Annotated in this window: 14 protein-coding genes; 5 read left to right on the top strand and 9 right to left on the bottom strand. The window is 65.8% G+C overall.

The features are described 5' to 3' along the window. Positions 1-38: 38 nt before the first annotated feature. The 4 genes from U0L91_RS03600 to U0L91_RS03585 form a co-directional block, all read right to left on the bottom strand. A complete protein-coding gene (locus U0L91_RS03600; RefSeq protein WP_330044866.1) occupies positions 39-3038 on the bottom strand; it encodes a GLUG motif-containing protein in 3000 nt (999 codons plus the stop codon). Then, on the bottom strand, positions 3035-5536 hold the full coding sequence (locus U0L91_RS03595) for an MMPL family transporter (protein WP_330044865.1): 2502 nt from the start codon (positions 5534-5536) through the stop codon (positions 3035-3037). The genes U0L91_RS03600 and U0L91_RS03595 overlap by 4 nt, the downstream gene beginning before the upstream one ends. Positions 5537-5713: 177 nt before the next feature. Next, positions 5714-7024: a sensor histidine kinase gene (locus tag U0L91_RS03590; RefSeq protein WP_330044864.1), complete on the bottom strand. Its 1311-nt coding sequence runs from the start codon at positions 7022-7024 to the stop codon at positions 5714-5716. After that, entirely contained in the window at positions 7008-7691 is a 684-nt protein-coding gene (locus U0L91_RS03585) for a response regulator transcription factor (protein WP_330044863.1), read from the bottom strand. Before U0L91_RS03585 ends, U0L91_RS03590 begins: the two co-directional genes overlap by 17 nt. Before the next feature lie 90 nt (positions 7692-7781). Between U0L91_RS03585 and U0L91_RS03580 the strand changes: the two genes are divergently transcribed. From U0L91_RS03580 to U0L91_RS03560, 5 genes are read left to right on the top strand one after another with little or no spacing between them, the layout of a single operon-like run. Further along, a complete protein-coding gene (locus U0L91_RS03580) occupies positions 7782-9989 on the top strand; it encodes a hypothetical protein (RefSeq protein WP_330044862.1) in 2208 nt (735 codons plus the stop codon). Beyond that, the gene (locus U0L91_RS03575) at positions 9973-10845 is read left to right on the top strand and encodes a carbohydrate ABC transporter permease (RefSeq protein WP_330044861.1); all 873 of its coding nucleotides are present in this window, start codon (positions 9973-9975) and stop codon (positions 10843-10845) included. Before U0L91_RS03580 ends, U0L91_RS03575 begins: the two co-directional genes overlap by 17 nt. Continuing rightward, entirely contained in the window at positions 10832-11689 is an 858-nt protein-coding gene (locus U0L91_RS03570; RefSeq protein WP_330044860.1) for a carbohydrate ABC transporter permease, read from the top strand. Before U0L91_RS03575 ends, U0L91_RS03570 begins: the two co-directional genes overlap by 14 nt. Positions 11690-11694: 5 nt before the next feature. Then, positions 11695-13143: a hypothetical protein gene (locus U0L91_RS03565; protein WP_330044859.1), complete on the top strand. Its 1449-nt coding sequence runs from the start codon at positions 11695-11697 to the stop codon at positions 13141-13143. Positions 13144-13162: 19 nt separating this feature from the next. Continuing rightward, on the top strand, positions 13163-14170 hold the full coding sequence (locus U0L91_RS03560; protein ID WP_330044858.1) for a hypothetical protein: 1008 nt from the start codon (positions 13163-13165) through the stop codon (positions 14168-14170). Positions 14171-14227: 57 nt separating this feature from the next. Here the strand turns inward: U0L91_RS03560 and U0L91_RS03555 are convergent, their stop codons facing one another. The 5 genes from U0L91_RS03555 to U0L91_RS03535 form a co-directional block, all read right to left on the bottom strand. After that, positions 14228-14968 carry an ABC transporter permease subunit gene (locus U0L91_RS03555; protein WP_330044857.1) on the bottom strand — a complete coding sequence of 247 codons (741 nt, stop codon included), beginning with the start codon at positions 14966-14968 and terminating at the stop codon, positions 14228-14230. Next, entirely contained in the window at positions 14965-15822 is an 858-nt protein-coding gene (locus U0L91_RS03550; protein WP_330044856.1) for a carbohydrate ABC transporter permease, read from the bottom strand. The genes U0L91_RS03555 and U0L91_RS03550 overlap by 4 nt, the downstream gene beginning before the upstream one ends. Positions 15823-15832: 10 nt before the next feature. After that, complete coding sequence (locus tag U0L91_RS03545; RefSeq protein WP_330044855.1) at positions 15833-17275, bottom strand: ABC transporter substrate-binding protein; 1443 nt, start codon at positions 17273-17275, stop codon at positions 15833-15835. A gap of 178 nt (positions 17276-17453) precedes the next feature. Next, positions 17454-18014 (bottom strand): GtrA family protein, encoded by a 561-nt coding sequence (locus tag U0L91_RS03540; RefSeq protein WP_330044854.1) that lies wholly within the window; start codon positions 18012-18014, stop codon positions 17454-17456. Further along, a complete protein-coding gene (locus tag U0L91_RS03535) occupies positions 18011-20440 on the bottom strand; it encodes a glycoside hydrolase family 3 C-terminal domain-containing protein (RefSeq protein WP_330044853.1) in 2430 nt (809 codons plus the stop codon). Before U0L91_RS03535 ends, U0L91_RS03540 begins: the two co-directional genes overlap by 4 nt. Between the last annotated feature and the right edge of the window lie 15 nt (positions 20441-20455).

Raw genomic sequence — 20455 nt, 5'->3', positions numbered from 1 at the left:
AGGGAGTGTTCCCCGCCCGGCCGGCGTTGTGTTTTTTATCAGGTCCGGACCCGACGGCGGCGCCGGGCCGCCAGCAGAACGGCCAGCACCGCGGCGGCTGCGGCGGCCGCCACCCCGGCCCAGGGCACCGGGTGTTCGGTCACGGCCGCGAAGGCATCGTCCCCCGGCTGCACCGCGAACACAAGATAGCTCCCGTCCGCCGTGGCCTCCGCCTGCCGCCAGCTGCCGTCCGAGCCCCGCAAATAGAGGGCGGTATCGGGCGAGGCGGGCAGGTAGCGCAGCCGGGTCTGGTCCGAGGCATCGGCAGGCAGCGTGAACTGCCAGCTCTCGACGGTGCCGGGCACCGGGCTGTCGGTCTGCGGGGTCAGCGTCAGGGTTTCCCCGGCAAAGGACCCCTCGGCCAGCAGGATCGGTCTGCCGTCCCGCTGTTCGTCGCTCTGGATCACCGTCGCGTAGGGCGTGTAGACGGCCTCGATGGTCTCGTCAAAGACAATCCGGTCATGGACAAAATCCTCCCACGCCGCCGTGCATCCCTCGTGGGCGGGGATTTCGGGGGCGTCGGCAAGGTCAAAGGAACTGCCGTACGCCACCGGGATGACCGCCACCGGATTGCCGTCCGCCTGGAAAGTCAGCGTGATGGTGCGGAAGGTCTCGGGCAGGTTTTCCTGTCCGGCCAGCGCGGCAAACGCCTCGAAGGAGACCGGTTCCGCCTGCTGTGCATAGCTGACGCCGTCAATGCCGCCGAGCGTCTCGCTGACAAAGCAGTTGCCCTGCACATCGCTCGGGATGTCCTGCCAGTCGTTGAGGGCGTTGTCCGGCGCATCCCCGGACAGCAGTCCGCCCGCGATGGCGCCGACCTTCTCCTCCCCTTTGGCCTGCACCATGCTGCGGCAGTCCGTCAGCGTGTAGCCGCATCCGGCAATGCCGCCCACATACCGGCTGCCCGACAGGCGTCCCTTGGCCGCACAGCTGCGGATGGCGGATTTGCTCTGCCCGGCAATGCCGCCCACATACGCGGTGCCGTCCAGCAGCAGGTCGGCGGTGCTGTCACTGTGCAGCACACTGCCGAGGTCCATACTGCCCACAATGCCGCCCGCGCACTGTTTTTTGGCCTGGACGCTGCCCTGGTTGGTGCAGTCCCGGACGACGATGCGGGTCTTGTAGGTCATGTTCAGCGAGGTGCTGCCGCTGATCCGGGTGTCGTCCTCGGGGTCGAGGTCGTTCTCCCGCGCCATCGCCCCGGCAATGCCACCGGCGTTGAGGTCGGCGCAGACCGTCCCGGCGTTGCGGCAGTTGAAGACCTTGCCCTCGGTGTCGCCGTCGGTGTCCTCGTCGGAGACATCCTCATAGAGCGTGCCCTGGTTGGCGTTCTCGGCCGCGCCCAGCAGGGTGTTGCCCATCCGGTTGAGCTGGTCGGTGATGGCCTGAATATCGCGGATCAGCGCCTGGGTATGGTCGCCGGTATCGCTGTTGAGTGCCTCGACGCCCTCCGAGATGGCGGTCAGGCTGCCGCTGAGGCTGTTGCGCGCCGCCGTGACGCCGTCGCTGCCGCTCACCGTCAGGTCAGGGAGGGACAGCGTCATCTCGCCGTCCAGCGAGACCGTGCCGTCACTCTGCGCGCTGCCGTCGGCCTGGGCTTCGCCCTCGGCCGAAAGTTCCGGCGCATTGCGGCGGGGCCGCTCATGGACCTCGCCGGTGCGGTCGGCCGGCTCCTCGGTGGGCTGCGGCTCGGGTTCGGCGGTCGGCTCTTCGGTCGGTTCCGGCTCTGCGGTCGGCTCCGGTTCGGGGGTGGGGCCGGCCGGGGTTGCCTCGGGGGTCGGGGCGGGATTCAGCACCGCATCGGCCGACCCGCTGCCCTGCACACTGCCGCCGGCATTCGCCTGGCCGGTCAGGTCGGCCAGTGTGGTCAGCGTCAGGTTGCCGGCGTTGATGTCCACCCCGTCGGCCAGCTGGCCGAGCAGGGTATCCACGGCGCTGCGGGCGCTCTCCACCCGGTTCTGCAGGTCGGTGAACCGCGCATTGAGCTCACTCGAGGAGGCCGACGCATCGGCGGTTGCCCGGTTCATCAGTCCCTGCAGGGTGTCCAGCTCGCCCTGCAGCTGCTGCAGGGTATCCTGGCTGTACTGCAGCACGCCGGCCGGTTCCATCTGGCCGACGATGCCGCCCCCTTCCTTGCGGGCGTTGACGGTGCCGTAGTTGACGCAGCCCTCGATGTAGCCGGTCTGGCTGCCCGCAATGCCGCCCACATTGTAGCCGATATGGGCATAGCCCACGGCGCCCCGGTTGACGCAGCCGCGCACGACGCCGGCGGAGCTGCCCGCAAGGCCGCCGATGTCGGTGATGTCGGCGGCGCGCTCGGTGGTCAGCAGGTCCTCTACCGTCAGGTCGTCGAGGCGGACCTCGTTCTGGCTGATCGTCGTGTTGATGTCGGCGGTGTTGGTGCACTCCGAAATCACGCCGTCATTGCGGCCCGCCGCGCCGCCGACAAAGTGGTTGCCGTAGACGCTGCCGCTGATCGTGCAGCCCGTGATGGTGCCGGTGACGGTGTTGCAGCCCGCCAGGCCGCCCACCTGATCGGTGCCGGTGACGGTGCCGGAAAAGGTGCAGCCTTGCAGCGTGCCGGCGTTTTCGCCGACCAGGCCGCCCACCTCGGTGCGGGTTCCGCCGGGGTGCACGTCGCCGCTGACCGTCAGGTCACGCACAACGGCCCCCTGCTGCAGATAGCGGAACAGCCCCTGAACGCTGCCGTCCCCCGAAAGGTCCAGCCCGCTGATCGTGTGGCCGCCGCCCTCCAGCGTTCCGCCGAAGGTGGGGATGCCGGAAAATCCGCTGTCCGTCAGGTCAATGTCCGCGGCCAGCACCACGGTGAGGCCGCGGCTCCAGCTGTCCAGACGGCAGGACTGTGCGAGGTCCAGCAGGTCCTGCGCCGTGGAGACGGTCACGGTCTGCGGTCCTTCCTCCGCCCGGGCGGGCAGCGCCCCCACCGCCAGGCAGAGACAGAGCAGGGCCGAAAGAAGCCGTTTGACAAAGTTGTTCATACTTCTTCCCCCTCGGTATAGCTTTGGGCCCAGGCCGCGGCGTCCTGCGGCAGTGCGTAGGACGGGCCGGCCGGTTCGATGGTGGTGCCCGATGTGACGGAGGCATGGAGCGTGCCGTCCAGCGTGCCCCGGATCTCGGCGTCAATCACGCCGTTGACATAGCCGCGCACCCGGCCGCTGACCCGCATGTTGCCGCTGGCCGAGCGGTTGATGCGGGACAGGTCGATCGGTGCCTTCATCGCAAAGCTGGTGCGCTCGACGATGGAGTCGCCGATCAGCAGGATCTGCGGCAGAACGGCCAGCACCAGCACGATGGAGATGACGGTGCCCCGGCCCAGGCAGGTGCCGATGGCCGCAATGACGGGGTTGGTGGTCATCTGCCCGATCAGCGCCCCGGCGACTGCCAGGATGGTGCCCGAGGTAAAGATGGTGGGGAACGCCTCGTTGAGGGCCGCGATGAGCGCCTGCCGGGTGGGCAGTTCCTTCTTGAGGTCGGCGTAGTGGCTGGAAATGACGATGGCGTAGTCGATGTTGGCGCCCATCTGGATGGCATTGACGATGAGGTACCCGAGGAAATACAGCGGCTCATCGAGCAGGGTGGGCACCGAGAAGTTGATCCAGATGCTGCCCTGGATCACGACGATGAGCAGGATGGGCAGCCCCACCGACTTGAAGGTGAACAGCAGGATCAGCACCACGAACAGCGCCGACAGGATGCTGATGAGGATGTTGTCCTGCCCGAAGGAACTCGACAGATCCTTGACGTTGGTGGAGTTGCCGACCACATAGCAGTCCCCGGAATAGTACTGCCCGATGATGTTGTGGATGGTGGTCAGGAAGTCCATCGTCTCGTCGCTCTCTTCCGGCAGGTTCAGATAGACGACCATCCGGCTGTACCGGTCGCTCTGCAGCTGGATCTGCGCCCAGTTGAGCTGATCGAACAGGTCGTCCAGCGTGGCCTGCGCGTCCCCTTCCAGCGTGATGTTGCCGTCCTTCATCTCCTTCTGCAGGAACATGAAGATGTCGAACAGCGGGACCTTGTAATCCCCGATGCCGCTGAGCACGCTGCCGTACTGGTTCTGGTCCACGGCATAGGCCGCATACAGCGCCTCGGCGACCTCGTAGTCCACGCCCGCCAGCTCGGAGAACTGCCGCGGCGTCACCGCATCGGCCAGCATGTACCCGTCCTGCGCCTCGATGTTGGCCAGGCCCTGGGTGGACTTGACCTCGGGGCAGGCGTCGAGCTGCTGCAGGATGCTGCGCTCGGCGTCATAGTTGCCTTTGGGCACGATGATGGCCACCATGTTCTCGTTGCCGAAGGTGTTCTTGATCTTCTGGTGTGCGATCTGGCTGGTGCTCTGTTTGGCGGTGACCAGGTCGGTAAAGCTGTAGCAGTAGGGGCAGCGGTTGGCCAGAACGGCCGCCACAACCACGATGACCGCAAAGATCGGCGGGACGATCCAGCGCGTCGCAACGTCGAATTTTCCCAGGAAGGTGATCTGCGGGATCAGCTTGCGGTGGCGGGTGGCGTCGATTCTGCGGCTGAACACCATCAGCAGGCCGGGCATCAGCGTAAAGACCGACAGCAGGCTGAACAGAATCGCCTTGATGAGGACCGCCGCCATATCGCGCCCGATGCCGAAGTGCATGAACGCCAGCGCCCCGAGGCCCGAGATGGTGGTCAGCGAGGAGGAACTGATTTCGGGGATGGCCTTGGCCAGGGCGGCGATGCAGGCTTCGCGGGTCTCCTTGGTCTCGTGCTCATCGGAAAAGCGGTGGCACAGGATGATGGCGTAGTCGATGGCGAGCGCCAGCTGTAGAATCACCGTCACCGAGTTGGAGATGAAGGAGATCGTACCGCACAGAAAGTTGGTGCCCATGTTGAGCAGCGCCGCCGCGCCGAAGGTGAGCAGCAGCACCGGGACCTCGGCGTAGGAGCGCGAGGTCAGCGTCAGGACCACCACGATGATGACCGCCGCAATGACCAGGATGACGCCCATCTCGTCGGCCAGTTCGGCCGACATGTCCTGCCCGACCTCGGTGTCGATGAAGGTATCGTAGCCGCTGAGTCTGTTCCGGATGGCGTCCAGCGCCGACAGACTGACCTCGTCCTGCGCCGTGCCGTCAAAGGTCACCGAGTACAAAGCCGACGCCTCCCGGTAATGGTTGGCGGTCTCGTCAAATTCCACGCTGTACACGCCGTCGATGGCCTCAAGCTCCTTGTGCAGCGCCTGCGCGGTGCCCGCCGTGATGTTGGACACCATGACCCGCGCCGTGCCGAAGGTGGTGAAGTTTTCGTCCATGACCGTCAGACCCTGCCGTGTCTCGGTGTCGGCGGGCAGATAGGTCGTGATGTCGTTCTCGACCTTGACCCACCCCGATGCCACGACGCTGAAAATCAGCGCCAGGGCGTACAAAAGAAAGAACAGGTTGCGCTTGTCCACAATGAACGCCGCAACCTTTTCCATGCCGCTGGTTTTCGGTTTGTTGTCCTGCAATGCCAAGACCTCCCGTTCTGCCCCGTGTGGGGGGAAGCTGTTGTCTTATCTTAGTACGGGCGCGGCAAAAGTACCATGGACAGTTTTGAACATTTGTCTAATTTTCCGTGTTTCGGCGGTGCCCCGCGGGGGAAAGGGTGCAAAAAAGAAGGCAGGCTCTCTGAGCCTGCCTTCCGTTCATCGGGAGGATTCGGGTCTGCCGGCAAGGGACAGACAGAAGGACGCCCCGCCCCCGGGGGTATCGCCGACCGTCAGGGTTCCCTGATGCAGCCGGGCCAGCTCGGACGCCACCGAGAGCCCGAGCCCGTAATGCCGCGAAGCATCCCCGGCCGGGGCGCTGCGGCGATAGAAGAAGCGGAAGATTTCAGGTTTTTCCGCGTCGGGGATGCCGGGGCCGTGGTCCCGGACCCAGAACCGCACCGTATCGCCGAGCCGGTCCACCTGCAGGGTGACGGGGCCGGGCGCGTAGGCATGGGCATTGTCCAGCAGGATGGAGAGGATCTGTTCCAGCCGCTGCGCATCGGCCAGGACCGGGGGCAGTGCCGTGTCGGGCAGGTCCAGCGTCAGGTCCCGGTTGTCCCGGGCGAACACCGGCGCAAACCGTTCATAGACCGCCATCGCGGCATCTTCGGGGGACAGGCTGCGGGTCTGCAGCGTCCAACGGCCGGTGCCGCTGTTTGTCAGGACCAGCATATCGTCGATGAGCCGGGCCATCTGCCGGGTTTCCCTCTCGATGGTGCGGCAGGGTTCCTCGGGAGAGGCGGTGCCCCGGCGCAGCAGTTCTGCCGAGGTGGAGATCACGGCCAGCGGGGTCTTGAGTTCATGGCTGGCGCCGGCCAGAAAGCGGAGCTGCTCGGTCTGGGCCTGTTCGACCGGCCGGACCGCCTGCCGGGCCAGCCAGGCGGACGCCGCGATCAGCGCCGCCCAGCCCGCGCAGAACACCAGCCCGTACAGCACGGCCAGCCGCAGCGTGGCCGCCGTGTCCCCCCGCAGGGGCTGGAGGACGAGGATATTGTACCACCGGGTTGTCGAGGCGGACTGATGCTGCAGCGAGGCATGCCAGCGCTGCCCCGCCGCCGTCAGCGAGAAGCTGCCGCTCTGCGCCGTTGATGCATAGAGCTGCTGTCCGACATCGGTTTTCTGTGCCTCTGTCAGCAGTGTCTGCCAGGTTTCGGCGGACAGGCCGGGGGCAAAGTCCAGCAGGGTGCCGCCGTCCACGACGGCAATGGCCAGGTCATACTGTTCGGCAAACCGCAGCAGCGTCTGGGTGTCCACCGAGCCGGGCGCGGCCAGGTAGGCGCTGACGGTCTGGCACTGCGACAGAAAGAGCGACTGGGCGGCGCTGCGCATTTCGCGGCGGGCCGCCTGGAAGGAGATCCCGCACGCCGCCAGCAGCACCAGGCCGGTCAGCAGCGCGCAGAAGGCGGTGATCCGATGCCGCAGATGCCGGTACGGCGCGGCGCGGCGTGTTTCAGTGTTGTGGTTCATAGTGCAGCTGATACCCGGTTCCGCGGCTGCTCACGATCCGGACGCCGGACCGCAGATGCGCCAGCCGCTGACGCATCAGGTGGATGTAGGTGTCGATGACCGAATCGGTCACCTCGGCGTCGGGGCCCCAGATCCGGTTGAAGATGCTCCGCCGGGTGATCGGGGTTCCCGCACTGCGGACGAGCAGCTCGATGAGCTGGGCCAGCCGCTTGGGCAGGACCTCCTCACCGGCAGGGCCGCGCAGCAGCCGGACCCCCGGCTGGTAGCACAGGTCCCCGTATTCCAGCTGACGGGGATCTTCCAGCGGGACGGTGCGCCGCGACCAGATGCGCAGCCGGGCCAGCAGTTCCTCCATCGCAAAGGGCTTGACGATATAGTCATCGGCGCCGGCATCCAGCCCGGTGACCTTGTCGCCCAGGCTGTCCAGGGCGGTGAGCATCAGGATGGGCGTCGTGATGCCCTTTGCGCGGGCCTTGCGGGTCAGCGTCAGACCGTCCTGGCCGGGCAGCATCCGGTCCAGCAGAACCAGGTCGCTGCTGTTGCTCAGGATCTGAAATTCCGCGTCATCGCCGTCCGCACAGGGCACAACGGTGTATCCCTCGCTCTGCAGAACCGCCGCAATATTGCGGCGCAGCGCGGTATTGTCTTCTACGAGCAGAATCTTCATGCAGGCCTCCCGCTTCGGGAAATTCAGGATAAATTCAGTCAGGATTTGCTACAATCAGTGTAAATCAAATCGGGAAGGGAGTCAACCACCATGAAACGAACCGTCCGGAAGCTGTTTTCCGTTCTTGCCCTGTCGCTTACCGCCCTCTGCTGGACGGGGTGCGGCGCGGCGGATTTCGTCGCCGGGACGGCGGGCAGCGGGTCCGCACCGGCGCAGGAAACCGGGACAGCCGCCTCCCCTGCGCCGGCCGGGGCCTACGTTGAGGAAGCGATGTTCGGCACACTGCCCGCGACCTGCCGGTGTTTCACCGATCTGCGCGCCGGGGCGGACTGCGGCGTCGAACTCGTGGGGCTGAGCACCGACGGCCGGGTCCTGCTGATGAAGTGGAACGGTTCGGCCTGGTCCACGGCGGCCGAGGCCGGCAGTCCGGACGGCGCGACGGAGTATCTGACCATGACGGATTCCGGCGCCCTGTGGGCGGTGACGCGCGATGCGTCGGGACGCTACACGCTGTGCACCGGGACCGATCCCGCCGCGATGGAGACCGTTCCGGTTTCCGCGCTGGACGGGTCGGACGCCCTGCCGGTGGGGCTGCGGCTGAGTGATGACGGAAGGGTGTTTCTGACCGTTCAGGTCGGGGAAACCACCGTCTTTGTCCTGGTGGATGCCGAAACCCGGCAGACGGTGACCGTTACGCCGGGCTTTTACGGCAGCCCCGCCTTCTGTGCGGACGGAAAGGTCTATGCGTTCACGGCGGGCAGCACCGGTCTGACAACCTTCGATGCGGACACCGGCAGCGCGCTGGAGCAGCAGACGCTCCCGCTTTCCGACCCCCTGCCCCGGGCCGGGGCCGCCGCCATCACGCAGAACACCCTGATCTGGGCGGACAAGAACGGCATCCATCGGATCGCGCTGGGCGGAACGCTGCAGCAGACCCTGGCGGACAACCGCAGCTTTACCCTGGCGGGCAGCGATTTCATTCCGCAGCAGATTGCGCTGGACAGTCAGGGTTGTTTCTGGGTCAGCGGCATCCAGCCGGACGGACAGCCACGGTTGTACCGCTACCGCTACGATGCGCAGGCGCAGGTCCCGGCCGGCGGAGAGCTGGTCGTCTGGGCCATGGAGGGCAGTTTTCTGCTGCGGGAGGCGGTCAGCGCCTATGCGTCCATCCACCCCGAGCTGACCGTCACGGTGGAGTACGGTTCGGACAGCATGGACAGCGGCCTGACCGCCGAGGATGTGATCCGCACCCTGAACGTTGAGATCTATGCCGGGGAGGGCCCGGATGTTCTGGTGCTGGACGGGCTGCCGGTAGAGTCCTACCTGGACCGGGGCGTTCTGGCGGATCTGGACGGCGTGGACACCGACGGCTGCTATGAGAACATCGTGAACTGTTACCAGGATGCGTCCGGCTGCCGGGCGATACCGATGCTGTTCCGGCCCTGCCTGATGTACTGCCAGTCCGAGCAGAACGCCGCGCGGCTGGCCGAAGCGCAGAGCCTGACCGATCTGCAGGACCTGCTGTGCCTCCGGGACGATTTTCACTATGACGGGTACTACAACCTGTTCAGCGAGCTGTACCCGGCAGCCAGCGCCGCGATCTTTGCCGGGGATGCGCAGCAGATCAACGAAGCCGCCCTGCGGGAATTCCTGACGGTGACGCAGGCGGTGGTGAACGCACAGAACATCACGCAGGAATTTGACCCGCTGTTCGGGGACGGGGAGGACACCGTCAGCGGCGACGACGGCCAGCATCTGGCCGTGGACATTCCGGTGAGCATGAACTGGTACGGACGGGCGCAGCAGCCGGCGGACTGCGCCGCGGGCAGCCCCAGCGACTACCTGCTGACCTATCTGTATATGGTCAGCGAGACCCGGACCGTTCCGGCCCTGATCCGTCCGCTGCCCGGGAATGTCTTTATCCCGGTCATGACGATGGGGGTTCTGGACGCCTCCGATCAGAAGGAGGCCGGCATCGCCTTCTTGCAGACCATGCTCAGCTGCGAGACCGAAGAGGTGGCGGGGCGCGGCAGTTTCAACGGGTATTTTGTGCGCCGGGGCGTCCAGCTTGCCAAAGCCAGCCAGCGCAACGACGGCAGCGACGGTTCCCCGACGCCGGCACAGCTGGACCTGGACAGCGTGATGGAACAGCTGACCACCCCCGCCAACACGAGCAGCAGTCTGCGGGATCTGGTGTACGAGGAAGCCTGCGGGCTGTACACCGGGCAGCAGGATCTGGAAACGACGGTGACCGACATTGTGCAGCGGGCCGATCTGTACTATGCGGAGCAGCAGTAACGCGCGGCAGGAACGGACCGCCCTGCTGTTCCTGCTGCCCAGTCTGACCGGCGTCACGCTGTTTGTCCTTCTCCCCTTTGCCGAGACGGTCCGGCGCAGTTTCTGCGACGCGATGGGCCGCCGCTGGGCGGGGCTGTCCAACTACCGGTCGGTGGTGAGCAATCCTGCCTTCCGGCTGGCGGTACGCAACACGGCGCGGTTCCTGGGCACCGGGATTCCGCTGGTTCTGCTGCTGGGTCTCGGCCTGGCGCTGCTCCTGCACAGCCGTCCCCTGCGCGGCACCCGGCTTGCCCGGCTTTTCCGTACCACCTTTCTTTTGCCGGTCGCGATCCCGGTGGCCAGCATCGTGCTGCTGTGGCAGTCCCTCTTCGCCGGGCAGGGGCTGTGCAACCATCTTCTGGTCCTTCTCGGCGCCGCACCGGTGGATTTCATGGGCACCGGCGCCGCCTTCTGGGTGCTGACCGCCACCTATCTGTGGAAGAATTTCGGCTTTGTGCAGCTGCTCTGGCTGACCGGGCTGGACGCCATCCCCGCCGACCAGTACGAGGCCGCCCGCGTGGACGGGGCCGGGCCCTGGCGGCAGTTCTGCTGCATTACCTGGCCGGGGCTGCGGCCCCCCCTGGTGCTGACCGTACTGCTGAGCTTCCTCAACGCTTCCAAGGTGTTCCGGGAAGCCTGGCTTGTCGCCGGGCGGTACCCTCATCAAAGCCTGTATCTGCTCCAGCATCTGTTCAACAACTGGTTTCTTGCCCTGGACCTGCCGCGCCTGACCGCCGCGGCCGTGCTGGTGGCGCTGGTGCTGCTGGTCCTGATTCTCTGTCTGCTGAAGTGGTGGGATCATTGTGAAAAAGACTGACCGCCGGCTCCGTATTGTCTGGGGGACGGCACTGCTGGTGATTGCCCTGCTTGTGTGGTGGCCGCTGTGGTTCCTTGCCGCCGGCGCCGTGACGGCGGAGGATGAGCTGCGCCTGACCCTCGGTCCCGCGCTGGGGCTCGGGCAGGGGTATGCGGTCTGGCATTGGCTGCCGTCCTGGCCCACGGCGTCGCCGCTGCTGACCCTGCTGCTCGATACCCCGCAATTTTTTGTGATGTTCTGGAACAGCATCCGGCAATCCGGCGCCCAGGTGGCGGGCCAGCTGCTGGCCGGGGCGCCGGCCGCCTGGGCCCTCAGCCGGCTGCGGTTCCGCGGCCGCGGCCCGGTCCGCACGCTGTATCTGGTGCTGATGCTGCTCCCCTTTCAGGTCACCATGGTGCCGGGCTATCTGGTCCTCAAAGCCCTCGGGCTGCTGGATACCGCCTGGGCCGTCATTCTGCCGGGGGCGTTCTCCACCTTTCCGGTGTTCGTGATGATCCGCGGCTTTGACGCCATTCCCGGGGAGGTGCTGGAATCCGCCGCGATGGACGGCGCCGGGCCATGGCAGCAGTTCCGGAGAATCGGCATTCCGCTGGGTCTGCCCGCCATTGTCTCCGCCCTGACGCTGGCGTTCCTGGATGCCTGGAATGCCATCGAACAGCCGATGACCTATCTGAAATCCCAGCAGAACTGGCCGCTGTCGCTCTATCTGACCGACCTGAATCCCGAGGCGCTGGGCCTTGCCATGGCCGCCAGCCTGCTGATGCTGGTGCCCTCGGTGCTGGTGTTTCGTCTGGGACAGCCGTATTGGGAAGCCGGGATCGGAACCGGCGCCGTGAAGGGGTGATGTTGTTGTACAAGCTGACAGAAATCAGAGAGTCCGCGCGGGCCGGGACGGATCTTCTGCGGTTTCTGGCCATCCTGCTGGTGCTGACGCTGCTGGTGCGCGGGACCTCGGCGGTCACGATGCCGGTGGTCACGGTGACCGCCGCGTATCAGGGCACCGTGAGCCATACCTTTACGGTTTCGGGGCAGATTGCACCCGGGACCGGCATTCCGCTGGAACTTCCCGAAGGGCTGCTCGTGGAGCAGGTGCTGGTCCGGCCCGACGAAACCGTGACGCAGGGGCAGGCGCTGGCGGTTGTCTCCTGCGACGATGTGCAGGAGCTTCTGACCCAGACCCGGGCGACGCTGGAGCAGCTCCGGGTCCAGGCAGGCCAGCTGCAGGACGGCGAAACGGCGGACAGCTTTGCCTGGCAGCAGGCGCAGCAGCAGCTGGACCGTGCCTATGCCGCCTGCCGGGAAACCGAGGAGCAGAGCGGGCAGGCCGTGGCCGATGCCGGCGCGGCGCTGGATGCTGCCCGGCAGCAGCTGGCCGAGGTGGAAAGCCGGCAGCCCTGCGACCCCGAGGACCCGTCCGTCCAGGCGATGGCCACGCCGGAACAGGCCCGGGCCGCCGAGGCATACACGGCCTGGCAGACCGAACACGAGCAGGCCCAGTCCGCCGTGGAGCAGGCCGAAGCCGGGCTGGCCGCCGCGCAGCAAGCCGCGTCGGATGCCCGGAGCGCGGCGCTCTCGGCCGCCCAGAGCGCCGAGGACACCCGCGACAGTGCCCGCCACAGCTACGAGAAAGAGGCCGAGCAGATCGCCGACGCCAACGAGACGGACCGTGCCGAAGCCGGGGTGGTGCTGGCGCAGATTGCGCAGCAGCAGACCCTGCTTGACCGGCTGGAAGCGCTGCAGGCCGCCGGGGGGCAGGTTTTGGCCCCCGGCGACGGCGTGCTGACCGAGCTGGACCTGACCGTCGGGCAGCCCAGTCCGGCTGTGGCGGGGCTGCTGGCCGCGCAGGATGCCGGGTACACCCTGTCAGCCGAGCTGACCGACGACCAACTGGCCCTTGTGACGGCGGGCGGAACCTGTTCGGCCACGCAGGGACAGCTGACCGCCGCGGCAGAGCCGGAGTCCATCGGGCAGGACGGGACGGTGCAGTTCCGTCTGGCACAGGCATCCTGGCAGACCGGAACCGCCTCGCTGACCTTCTCCGGTACCGGCAGGACGGCGGGTCTCTGTCTGCCCGCCACCGCCGTGAACAGCGACAATGCCGGGGATTTTGTCTATCTGGTGGAGACCAGGAACACCGTGATGGGGGTACAGAACGTCCTGGTGCGTCTGGCCGTCACGGTGGAAGAGCGCGGTGACAGCGTGGTGCGCGTTTCGGGCGCGCTGAGCGGAGAGGAGCGGATCGTCAGTGGAAGCAGCAAACCGCTTTCGGCAGGAGCGCAGGTGCGGGTGGAGGAGTAACCGCAGCAGGGCCGGCTGGGTGCTGCTCATTTTGCTGCTGGCTGCCTGCGGCCTGTGCCAGTCCGCCGCGCTCAGATGCAGCCGGCAGATCGGGCAGTTTTCGCCGGGTGTGTCGCTGCGGTACAAGGAGGCTCTGACCCCCGGGGCGGCTGATGCGGCGCTCCGGTATGCCCGAAGCGAGCAGAACGCGGGGGCGGTGGTCCCGACCTTCTGGCGGGAGGACGAGCTCACGATGCAGGCCCCGGCCAGCGGCCGGGTGCGGCAGGCGCTCTGTCTGGGCTTTGACGGGCAGGCCAATGCGGTGTATGGCGCCGACTATCTGGCCGGCACCGCGCCGGGCAGCGGCAGCACCGCGGCCTGTGCCGTCAGTGCCCCGCTGGCCTGGAGCCTGTGGGGCAGCCAGGACGTCTGCGGCCAGACGCTGACCCTGCAGACCGCAGACGGCAAGGAGAGCCGTTACCTCGTCTGCGGCATCTTTTGCTGCGGGGAGGAACTGCTGCTCTACACGGCCGGCAGCGGCCAGGCGTTTTCCTGTCTGGAGCTGACCAACGTTTCCCGGGATCATCCGACCCAGAGCGTGCGGCAGTTCCTTGCCGGTGCCGGGCTGGGAGAGCCGGAGCGGATCTGTTACGATGAGGCGATGGCCTGGTGCGCCGATGGCCTGGCCCGTCTGCCCCAGACGCTGCTGGCAGCAGCCTGTCTGGCCGGGCTGCTCTTCGGACTGCCATGGTCCCGGACGCTGCGCAGGCTGCTCTGGTTTGCGGCGGCGCTGGCCGCGGCCCTGCTGCTGCCCGGGTGGCTGGCCGGTCTGCCCGGCTGGCTGGTGCCCGACCGATGGGGCAGCATAGCGGCCTGGTCCGCGCTGCTCGAAGCGGGCCGCGAGCGGCTTTCTGACTGGATGACCCTTGTTCCCACTGCCCGGGACGTCCTGGTGCGCCTGCGCTTGATCGAGACTTGCCTCGGCGTGACCGGCAGCCTGCTGTGCGGTCTCGCCGCCTGCCTGGTCTGGGTCCTGTCCAGGAAATGAAAAAGGCCCGGGCTCCCGCAGATGCGCGGGGCCCGGGGAACCTTCTGAAGAGCCGGACTATTCCTGTTTCCATCGTGCGGCGGCAACGGCAAAAACCAGCAGCAGCGGAAAGGCCGAGAGCAGTGCCTGCAGTGCCGTCAGGGCGGGGGCCGTCTGTGGCTGGTGCAGGAAATAGGTAGACAGCAGATCCTGGCTGCCCGCCTGCAGGAAAGTCATGGGCTGTTCGAGCATATTCCAGCTTTCGGCTGCGGACAGCAGTCCGCCCGCCAGCAGGAACGGCGCCAGCAGCGGCAGATAAATGCGGAAGAAGCACTGCGCCGTTGTGGCTCCTTCGCAGACAGCTGCCTCGAGCAGGCTTGTCTCGATCTGTTCGGTGCCAAACCAGTAAAACAGCACGAGGAACGGCTGGAACGCCGACATCAGGACAAGACCGCCCAGCCGATTCAGAAGATGCAGCCGATCCAGCAGCAGGTACTGCGGCAGGATCAGCGCCTGCTGCGGCAGCAGCATGAGCAGCACACAGAGCCATAGAATCCGCCGGGCCACGCGGCGCGGCAGCAATTTGGACAGTGCCAGTCCGGCGGGAACCGCAACCACCCACTGCACGGCCAGATTGCCTGCGGCGACCAGGGCGGTGTTGCGAAAGGCCTGCCAGAAGCCGGGGGCATCGCCGGCCATTGCGGCCCGCAGCTGTGCCGGATCCGCCGCGACCAAAGGCAGCAGCAGGGCAACGCAGGGCAGAAGATCCGCCAATGCCAGCAGGACCGGGACAGCCTTCTTCCAACGGCAAGGTCTCATCGGGTTCTCCCTCCCTTCCAAAGACCGGAGAGGGCAACGATGACCGCGGCGGGAACTGTGACCAGAAGAACCGAAGCGGCTTCCAGCCGGGCAAAGTTCAGATTGGAAAAATTGTTCTGCAGGAAATGCTGGAGGCTGTACAACGACTGTGCCGGGTGGGAACCGCCCAGCAGAAGGGCTTCCCGGAAGCAGCGGAAGGAATTGTAAACCGCCAGAACCGCACAGAGCAAAAATGCCGGGCGGAGCAATGGCAGCAGAACCGACCGGACAATCTGCCCCGCGGACGCGCCTTCCAGCCGGGCTGCTTCCCGATATTCCGCAGGGATGGCATCCAGCGCCGCCGCAAGAATCAGGATCGAGTAGCCCAGTCCCTTCCACAGGACAAGACCGGCAAAGACCGGGCCAGCCTGCGGTCCTGTGCGCCAATCCGCCGGAAGCAGGGACACCAGCCCCGTCATCTGCGGGGACCCAAACAGCTGCGACAGGATTTCCACCCCGCAGGCAGCGGGAAGAATGGCCGGCAGGAAATACAGTACCCTGGTTTTCCGGCTGCGGGCACTGTGGCAGGCCAGTGCAAGCACAAACCCGATGCCAAGATTGAGCGGCAGCACAACGGCCCACAGTCCCAACAGATTCCCGACCGCCAGCCGGAAGGTCGGATTGCGCAGCAGTTCGCTATAATTTTCCAGTCCCACAAAGGTAGTCCCCATACCGCGGTAGACGCTGCGGATCAGCGCCATGCCAAACGGCACAACGGCCTGGACGGCCAGTGCCAGCAGCATGGGAAGCAGCAGGAGCCATCCCAGAATCTGCCTGCGGCGGGAGAGCGATGCTTTTGGAAATACCGACTTCATGATACGCCTTTCATTCATCCAGATACATCTGCAATCTGGGGGTCAGTGCCCGGATCAGATCGTCCAGCGAGGTATCCCCGTACAGGTAGGAATTCATCGCACCGGTCAGGACGTCATCGCCGTTCTCATCCTGCCCCAGCTGCAATGCATTGTACCAGATCGTGTGGAAGTGCGCCGCCGTCACCCCGTCGCAGACTGCCCGGAGTTTGTCGATGGTGGAATCCTGCAGGTTCCCGCCATAGGCTTTCTGCCGGAGTGCCCGGTTCTCATCGGTGAGGGTTTCTCTGGAGGCGTCGTCAATCAGAAAGGAGTGCTCCTTCTCCAGCGAGGATTGCATGCTGTCCCGCCGGACGGGCAGCTCCTCCGTGGTGCAGGGGTAAGCCGCAGCATCCTGGCACTCCGCACTCAGGAGGTAATACAGCAGTTCCGCACACTGTTCGGGATGTTCGGTATTGGCGCCGGCCATCGCGTAGGAGGTGATCTCGGCGGTGATGCCGCCCGATTCGTTCGGAATTCCCTGCAGGAAAACCGGAACACCCTTGCCTTCCAGCGAATGCAGTGTTCCGAGCGCGAGGTCGGACATTTCCACCACGCCGGCCGGGGTTCCCTCGGCCAGTGCATCCACCTGGTCGGGCGAATAGTTGTCGAAAAAGTGCAGCTGATTCGCAATATATTCTTTTTCGATGGTCAGGGCCTGCCGGACGGGTTCGGTGTCCAGCTGCACGGTGCCCTGCGTGTAATCCATCAGCGGCTGTTCCAGCAGGTTGGTCAGACTCAGGGAATAGGCGACCTGGCTGCCGTTTTCCTGCAGAACGCGGGAAAGTTCCCCGAAGAAAGCCGGCTGATCGGCGGCTGCGGCATCCGCCTGAAAGCCCAGCCGCTCCACAACGGGTTCCGCCGCCGCAAACAGCGGAACCGAGAAACTCAGCGGCAGGATATACTGATGTCCCTCCCTCTGACCGGCTTCCAGGATGGCCGGATAGCAGCTTCCACCGTCAAAGCCGTTGGTCCCGGCATATTCCGACAGGTCCAGGAACGAGTCATTCTGCATCGCTTTCTGTATATCCGGGAAAAGATTGCTGTCGGTGAAGCGCAGTGTCGCCATCAGGAACACATCCGGGCCGCCGCCCGTGATGATCTCGGTGTTGAGCTGCTGGATCTGGGTTTCCCGGGCCGCCGGATCGGTGGCCCCGCCCACCGGGGAGACGTACTCCAGCCGGATTCCGGGATGAGCGTCGTCGAAAGCCCGGAGTTTCTCATAGATCGGGTAGTGTGTTCCCTCCTCGGTGTAAACGGATTCCAGATACACCGTCAGGGTTACAGGTTCCTCGCTCTGCGATGAGGCAGGCACCGGTGTTTCCGCCGCCGGGCTGCTCTGCCGAGGGGAGGCGCAGGCGGTCAGTCCCGCCGCCATCAGTGCCATGGCACAGAGCCGTGCCGTATGCTCTTTCATAAGGGTTCCTTTCATTGACAGGGAAGGTCTTGCTTATGTTTTATTATAGAAGTTCTGCGCTGTGCCTGCAACCCTTGCCAGCGCCGGCGCACGATGTCACAAAAGAAAGGGCGGTGCACCTGCCCCGCAATATCAAAAGGCCGCAGCAGATGCTGCGGCCTTTTGATGGGCGGATCGGTCAGGCTTTCTGGGGGCTGGCCGAGGCGGAGGGAAAGATTTTTTTGTTGACGAAGAAAAAGACGATCATCGAGATGCCGCCGTTGAGCACCGTGGTCCCGATGTTGTAGATGAAGTCCGGCACCAGCAGGCCGGCCACCGCCACCCAGATACAGTTGATGGAGTTGACGATGCAGGTGATGAGGCAGAACGCCACGAGGTACCAGGCGATCTGCTGTGCGAGCCGGCCGTGGGAGCGGAACACGAAGTTGCGCTGAATCGGGAAATTGATGCACTCGCCGATGACCATGGCCACCATGTAGGCGCAGAAGTAGGCAAGGCCGCCGTGGGCCTGGTCATAGCCGAGGATGTTCCAGGCAAAGGTCTCGCCGAACAGCGTGACCGGGATGCCCGGCCAGCCGAAGCTGGCATCCCCGAGGCCGGAAAACGCCGCGGGCAGGAACTGCAGCAGCAGGTATTTGAGCACGGTGATCAGGTTGCTGACGATGACGAACAGACCGCCTTCCCGGATCCACCGGGCGGCCGCCGGGTGGGTGCGGGCAAAGGAATTCCACAGATTCACGGGTTGCGGCCTCCTTCCGAAAGGCGTTTTTCCATCGCCTGGTTGGCGAGTTTATTCCTGATGAATTCGACGAGCAGACGCACCATGCCGATGATCCAGAAGCCTTTGAGCTCGAGGACCAGGCCGTCCACCATGCCCATGCTGACAATGCCGCCGGTCATCTTGGCGATGGCGCGCAGAGGCATATTGTAGTTGAACAGCAGGTTCAGGTCCGGTGTGCCGCTCCGCAGACTTTTTTCCAGCAGATGCCGGTGGACCAGGTGCACCAGCCAGCCCAGCGGGCTGCGGGCATGGCCGATCTCGCCCAGCGTCATATTGCGGTCGATGGCGACCCTGTCGGACGGAATCGGATGGCCGAGCAGCGCGGTGAACTCCTCATCGGGCACATCCTGGACCTGGCCGTCCGCATAGTGGGGCAGCGCGATGCCGGCATAGGGGTCGGGGTCGCCGCTGTCCGGGACCGTGACGACGGCCGTCAGGCGGATATCCTCGCTGGAGGCGCCCACCCGGACTTCATAGTCGCCGCCCTCGACGGCCCAGTGTCCGGCGGGGTCATTCCAGTAGCGGAACGCCTTGTCGTCCAGCGGGATCGTGACGGTGCGGCTCTCCCCCGCTGCGAGGCGGACCCGGGCAAAGCCTTTGAGTTCCTGGGCGGGGCGGAAAATGGCGGCGTGCGGCTTGGCGATGTAGACCTGCACCACCTCGTCGCCGGCGCGGTCGCCGGTGTTTTCCACCGTGAGGGTCACCCCGGTCGGGGTGGCTTTGAGGCCGCGGTAGGAAAACCGGGTGTAGGACAGGCCGAAGCCGAACGGATAGGCCACCGGTACGCCGGCGGTCTGGTAGTAGCGGTAGCCGACATAGAGGCCTTCCCGGTACTCGACGTTGCGGCCCGGACCGCCGAAATGCCGGTAGGAAGGGTTGTCCTCACAGCGCAGGGGCCAGGTTTCGGCCAGACGGCCGGCGGGGTTGACCTTGCCGGTCAGCACATCGAGCACCGCACCGGCGCCCGCCTGTCCGCTGAGGCCCGCCCAGAGCAGCGCCTCGCAGTGGCTCTGCCAGCCGGTCTCGACGGCGCTGCCGCAGCTGAGGATGACCACCAGATGCGGATTGGTGCGGTGGACGGCCAGCAGCAGGTCGATCTGGTTGCGGGCCAGCTGCATCCCGCTGCGGTCCAGGCCCTCGCTCTCCTTGACCTCATCAAGGCCGAGGAAGAGCAGCACGACATCGGCCCGGGCCGCCAGTTCCACCGCCTGGGCCTGCAGCCTTCCGTCCGGCTTGCCCTGGCGGTCAAAGCCCTGGGCATAGCCGACGGTCTGCAGGCCGCTTGTCTGCAGCACCTCAAGGAAGCTGTCCACCTGCGGGGCATTGACCAGGCTGGAGCCGGCGCCCTGGTAGCGCGGAGTCTGCGCAAAGTCGCCGATGACTGCGATCCTGGCGGTAGGGTCCAGCGGCAGCAGGCCGCTCTGGTTCTTCAGCAGGACGATGCTTTCGGCCGCGGCGCGGCGGGCCAGCGCATGATGGGCGTCCCAGTCGATGGTCTTGGGTGCCTTCTGCAGGGCGCCGGTGGTCTGGTCGATGAGGGTCAGCAGTTCCTCCAGCCGGGCGTTGAGGTCGGTCTCGGAGACTCTGCCGTCCTGCACGGCCCGGCAGAGTTCCCGGGCCGAATCGAGGCCGGGTGCCGGCATTTCCAGCGTGGAGCCGTTCTTGACGCCGAGGGCATGGTCATTGGAGCCGCCCCAGTCGGTCACGACGGCGCCGTCGAACCCCCAGGTATTGCGCAGGATCTCGCGCAGGAGGTGGACGTTCTCGTTGGCGTAGACGCCGTTGACCATGTTGTAGCTGGTCATGATGCTGCGGGGCTTGCCCTCGGTGACGGCGATCTCGAAGTTTGTCAGATAGATCTCGCGCAGGGTGCGCTCATCCAGGACGGAGTCGCTCGCCATCCGGCGCAGCTCCTGGTTGTTGGCGGCAAAATGCTTGGGGCAGGCGGCAATGCCGTTTGCCTGGATGCCGCGGATATAGGCGGCGGCCATCTTGCCGGCCAGGTAGGGGTCCTCGGAGAAATATTCAAAATTGCGGCCGCACAGCGGGCTGCGCTTGACGTTGAGGCCCGGACCCAGCACCACCGCGACATCCTGGGCGGCGGCTTCCCGGCCGAGGGCTTCGCCGATCTGCTCGCCCAGAGCGGGGTCCCAGCTCGAGGCCACGGCGGACGCTGTGGGGAAGCAGGTGGCGGGCTCGCTGGGATGGATGCCCAGATGATCCGCCGGGCCCATCTGTTTGCGCACGCCGTGGGGACCGTCGGACAGCCAGATCGAGGGGATGCCGTACTGCGGCAGCGCCCGCGTCTGGAAGGTGTCCGCGCCGGAGAGCAGCGCGCATTTTTGTTCGAGGGTCAGTTGGGAAATCTGTTCCTGATGTTTCATGTTATCCTCTTGCCT

The organism is Gemmiger sp. (genome assembly GCF_036306485.1).
In the GTDB taxonomy this organism is placed as follows: domain Bacteria; phylum Bacillota; class Clostridia; order Oscillospirales; family Ruminococcaceae; genus Gemmiger.
This window is presented reverse-complemented; position numbering and strand designations above follow the sequence as displayed.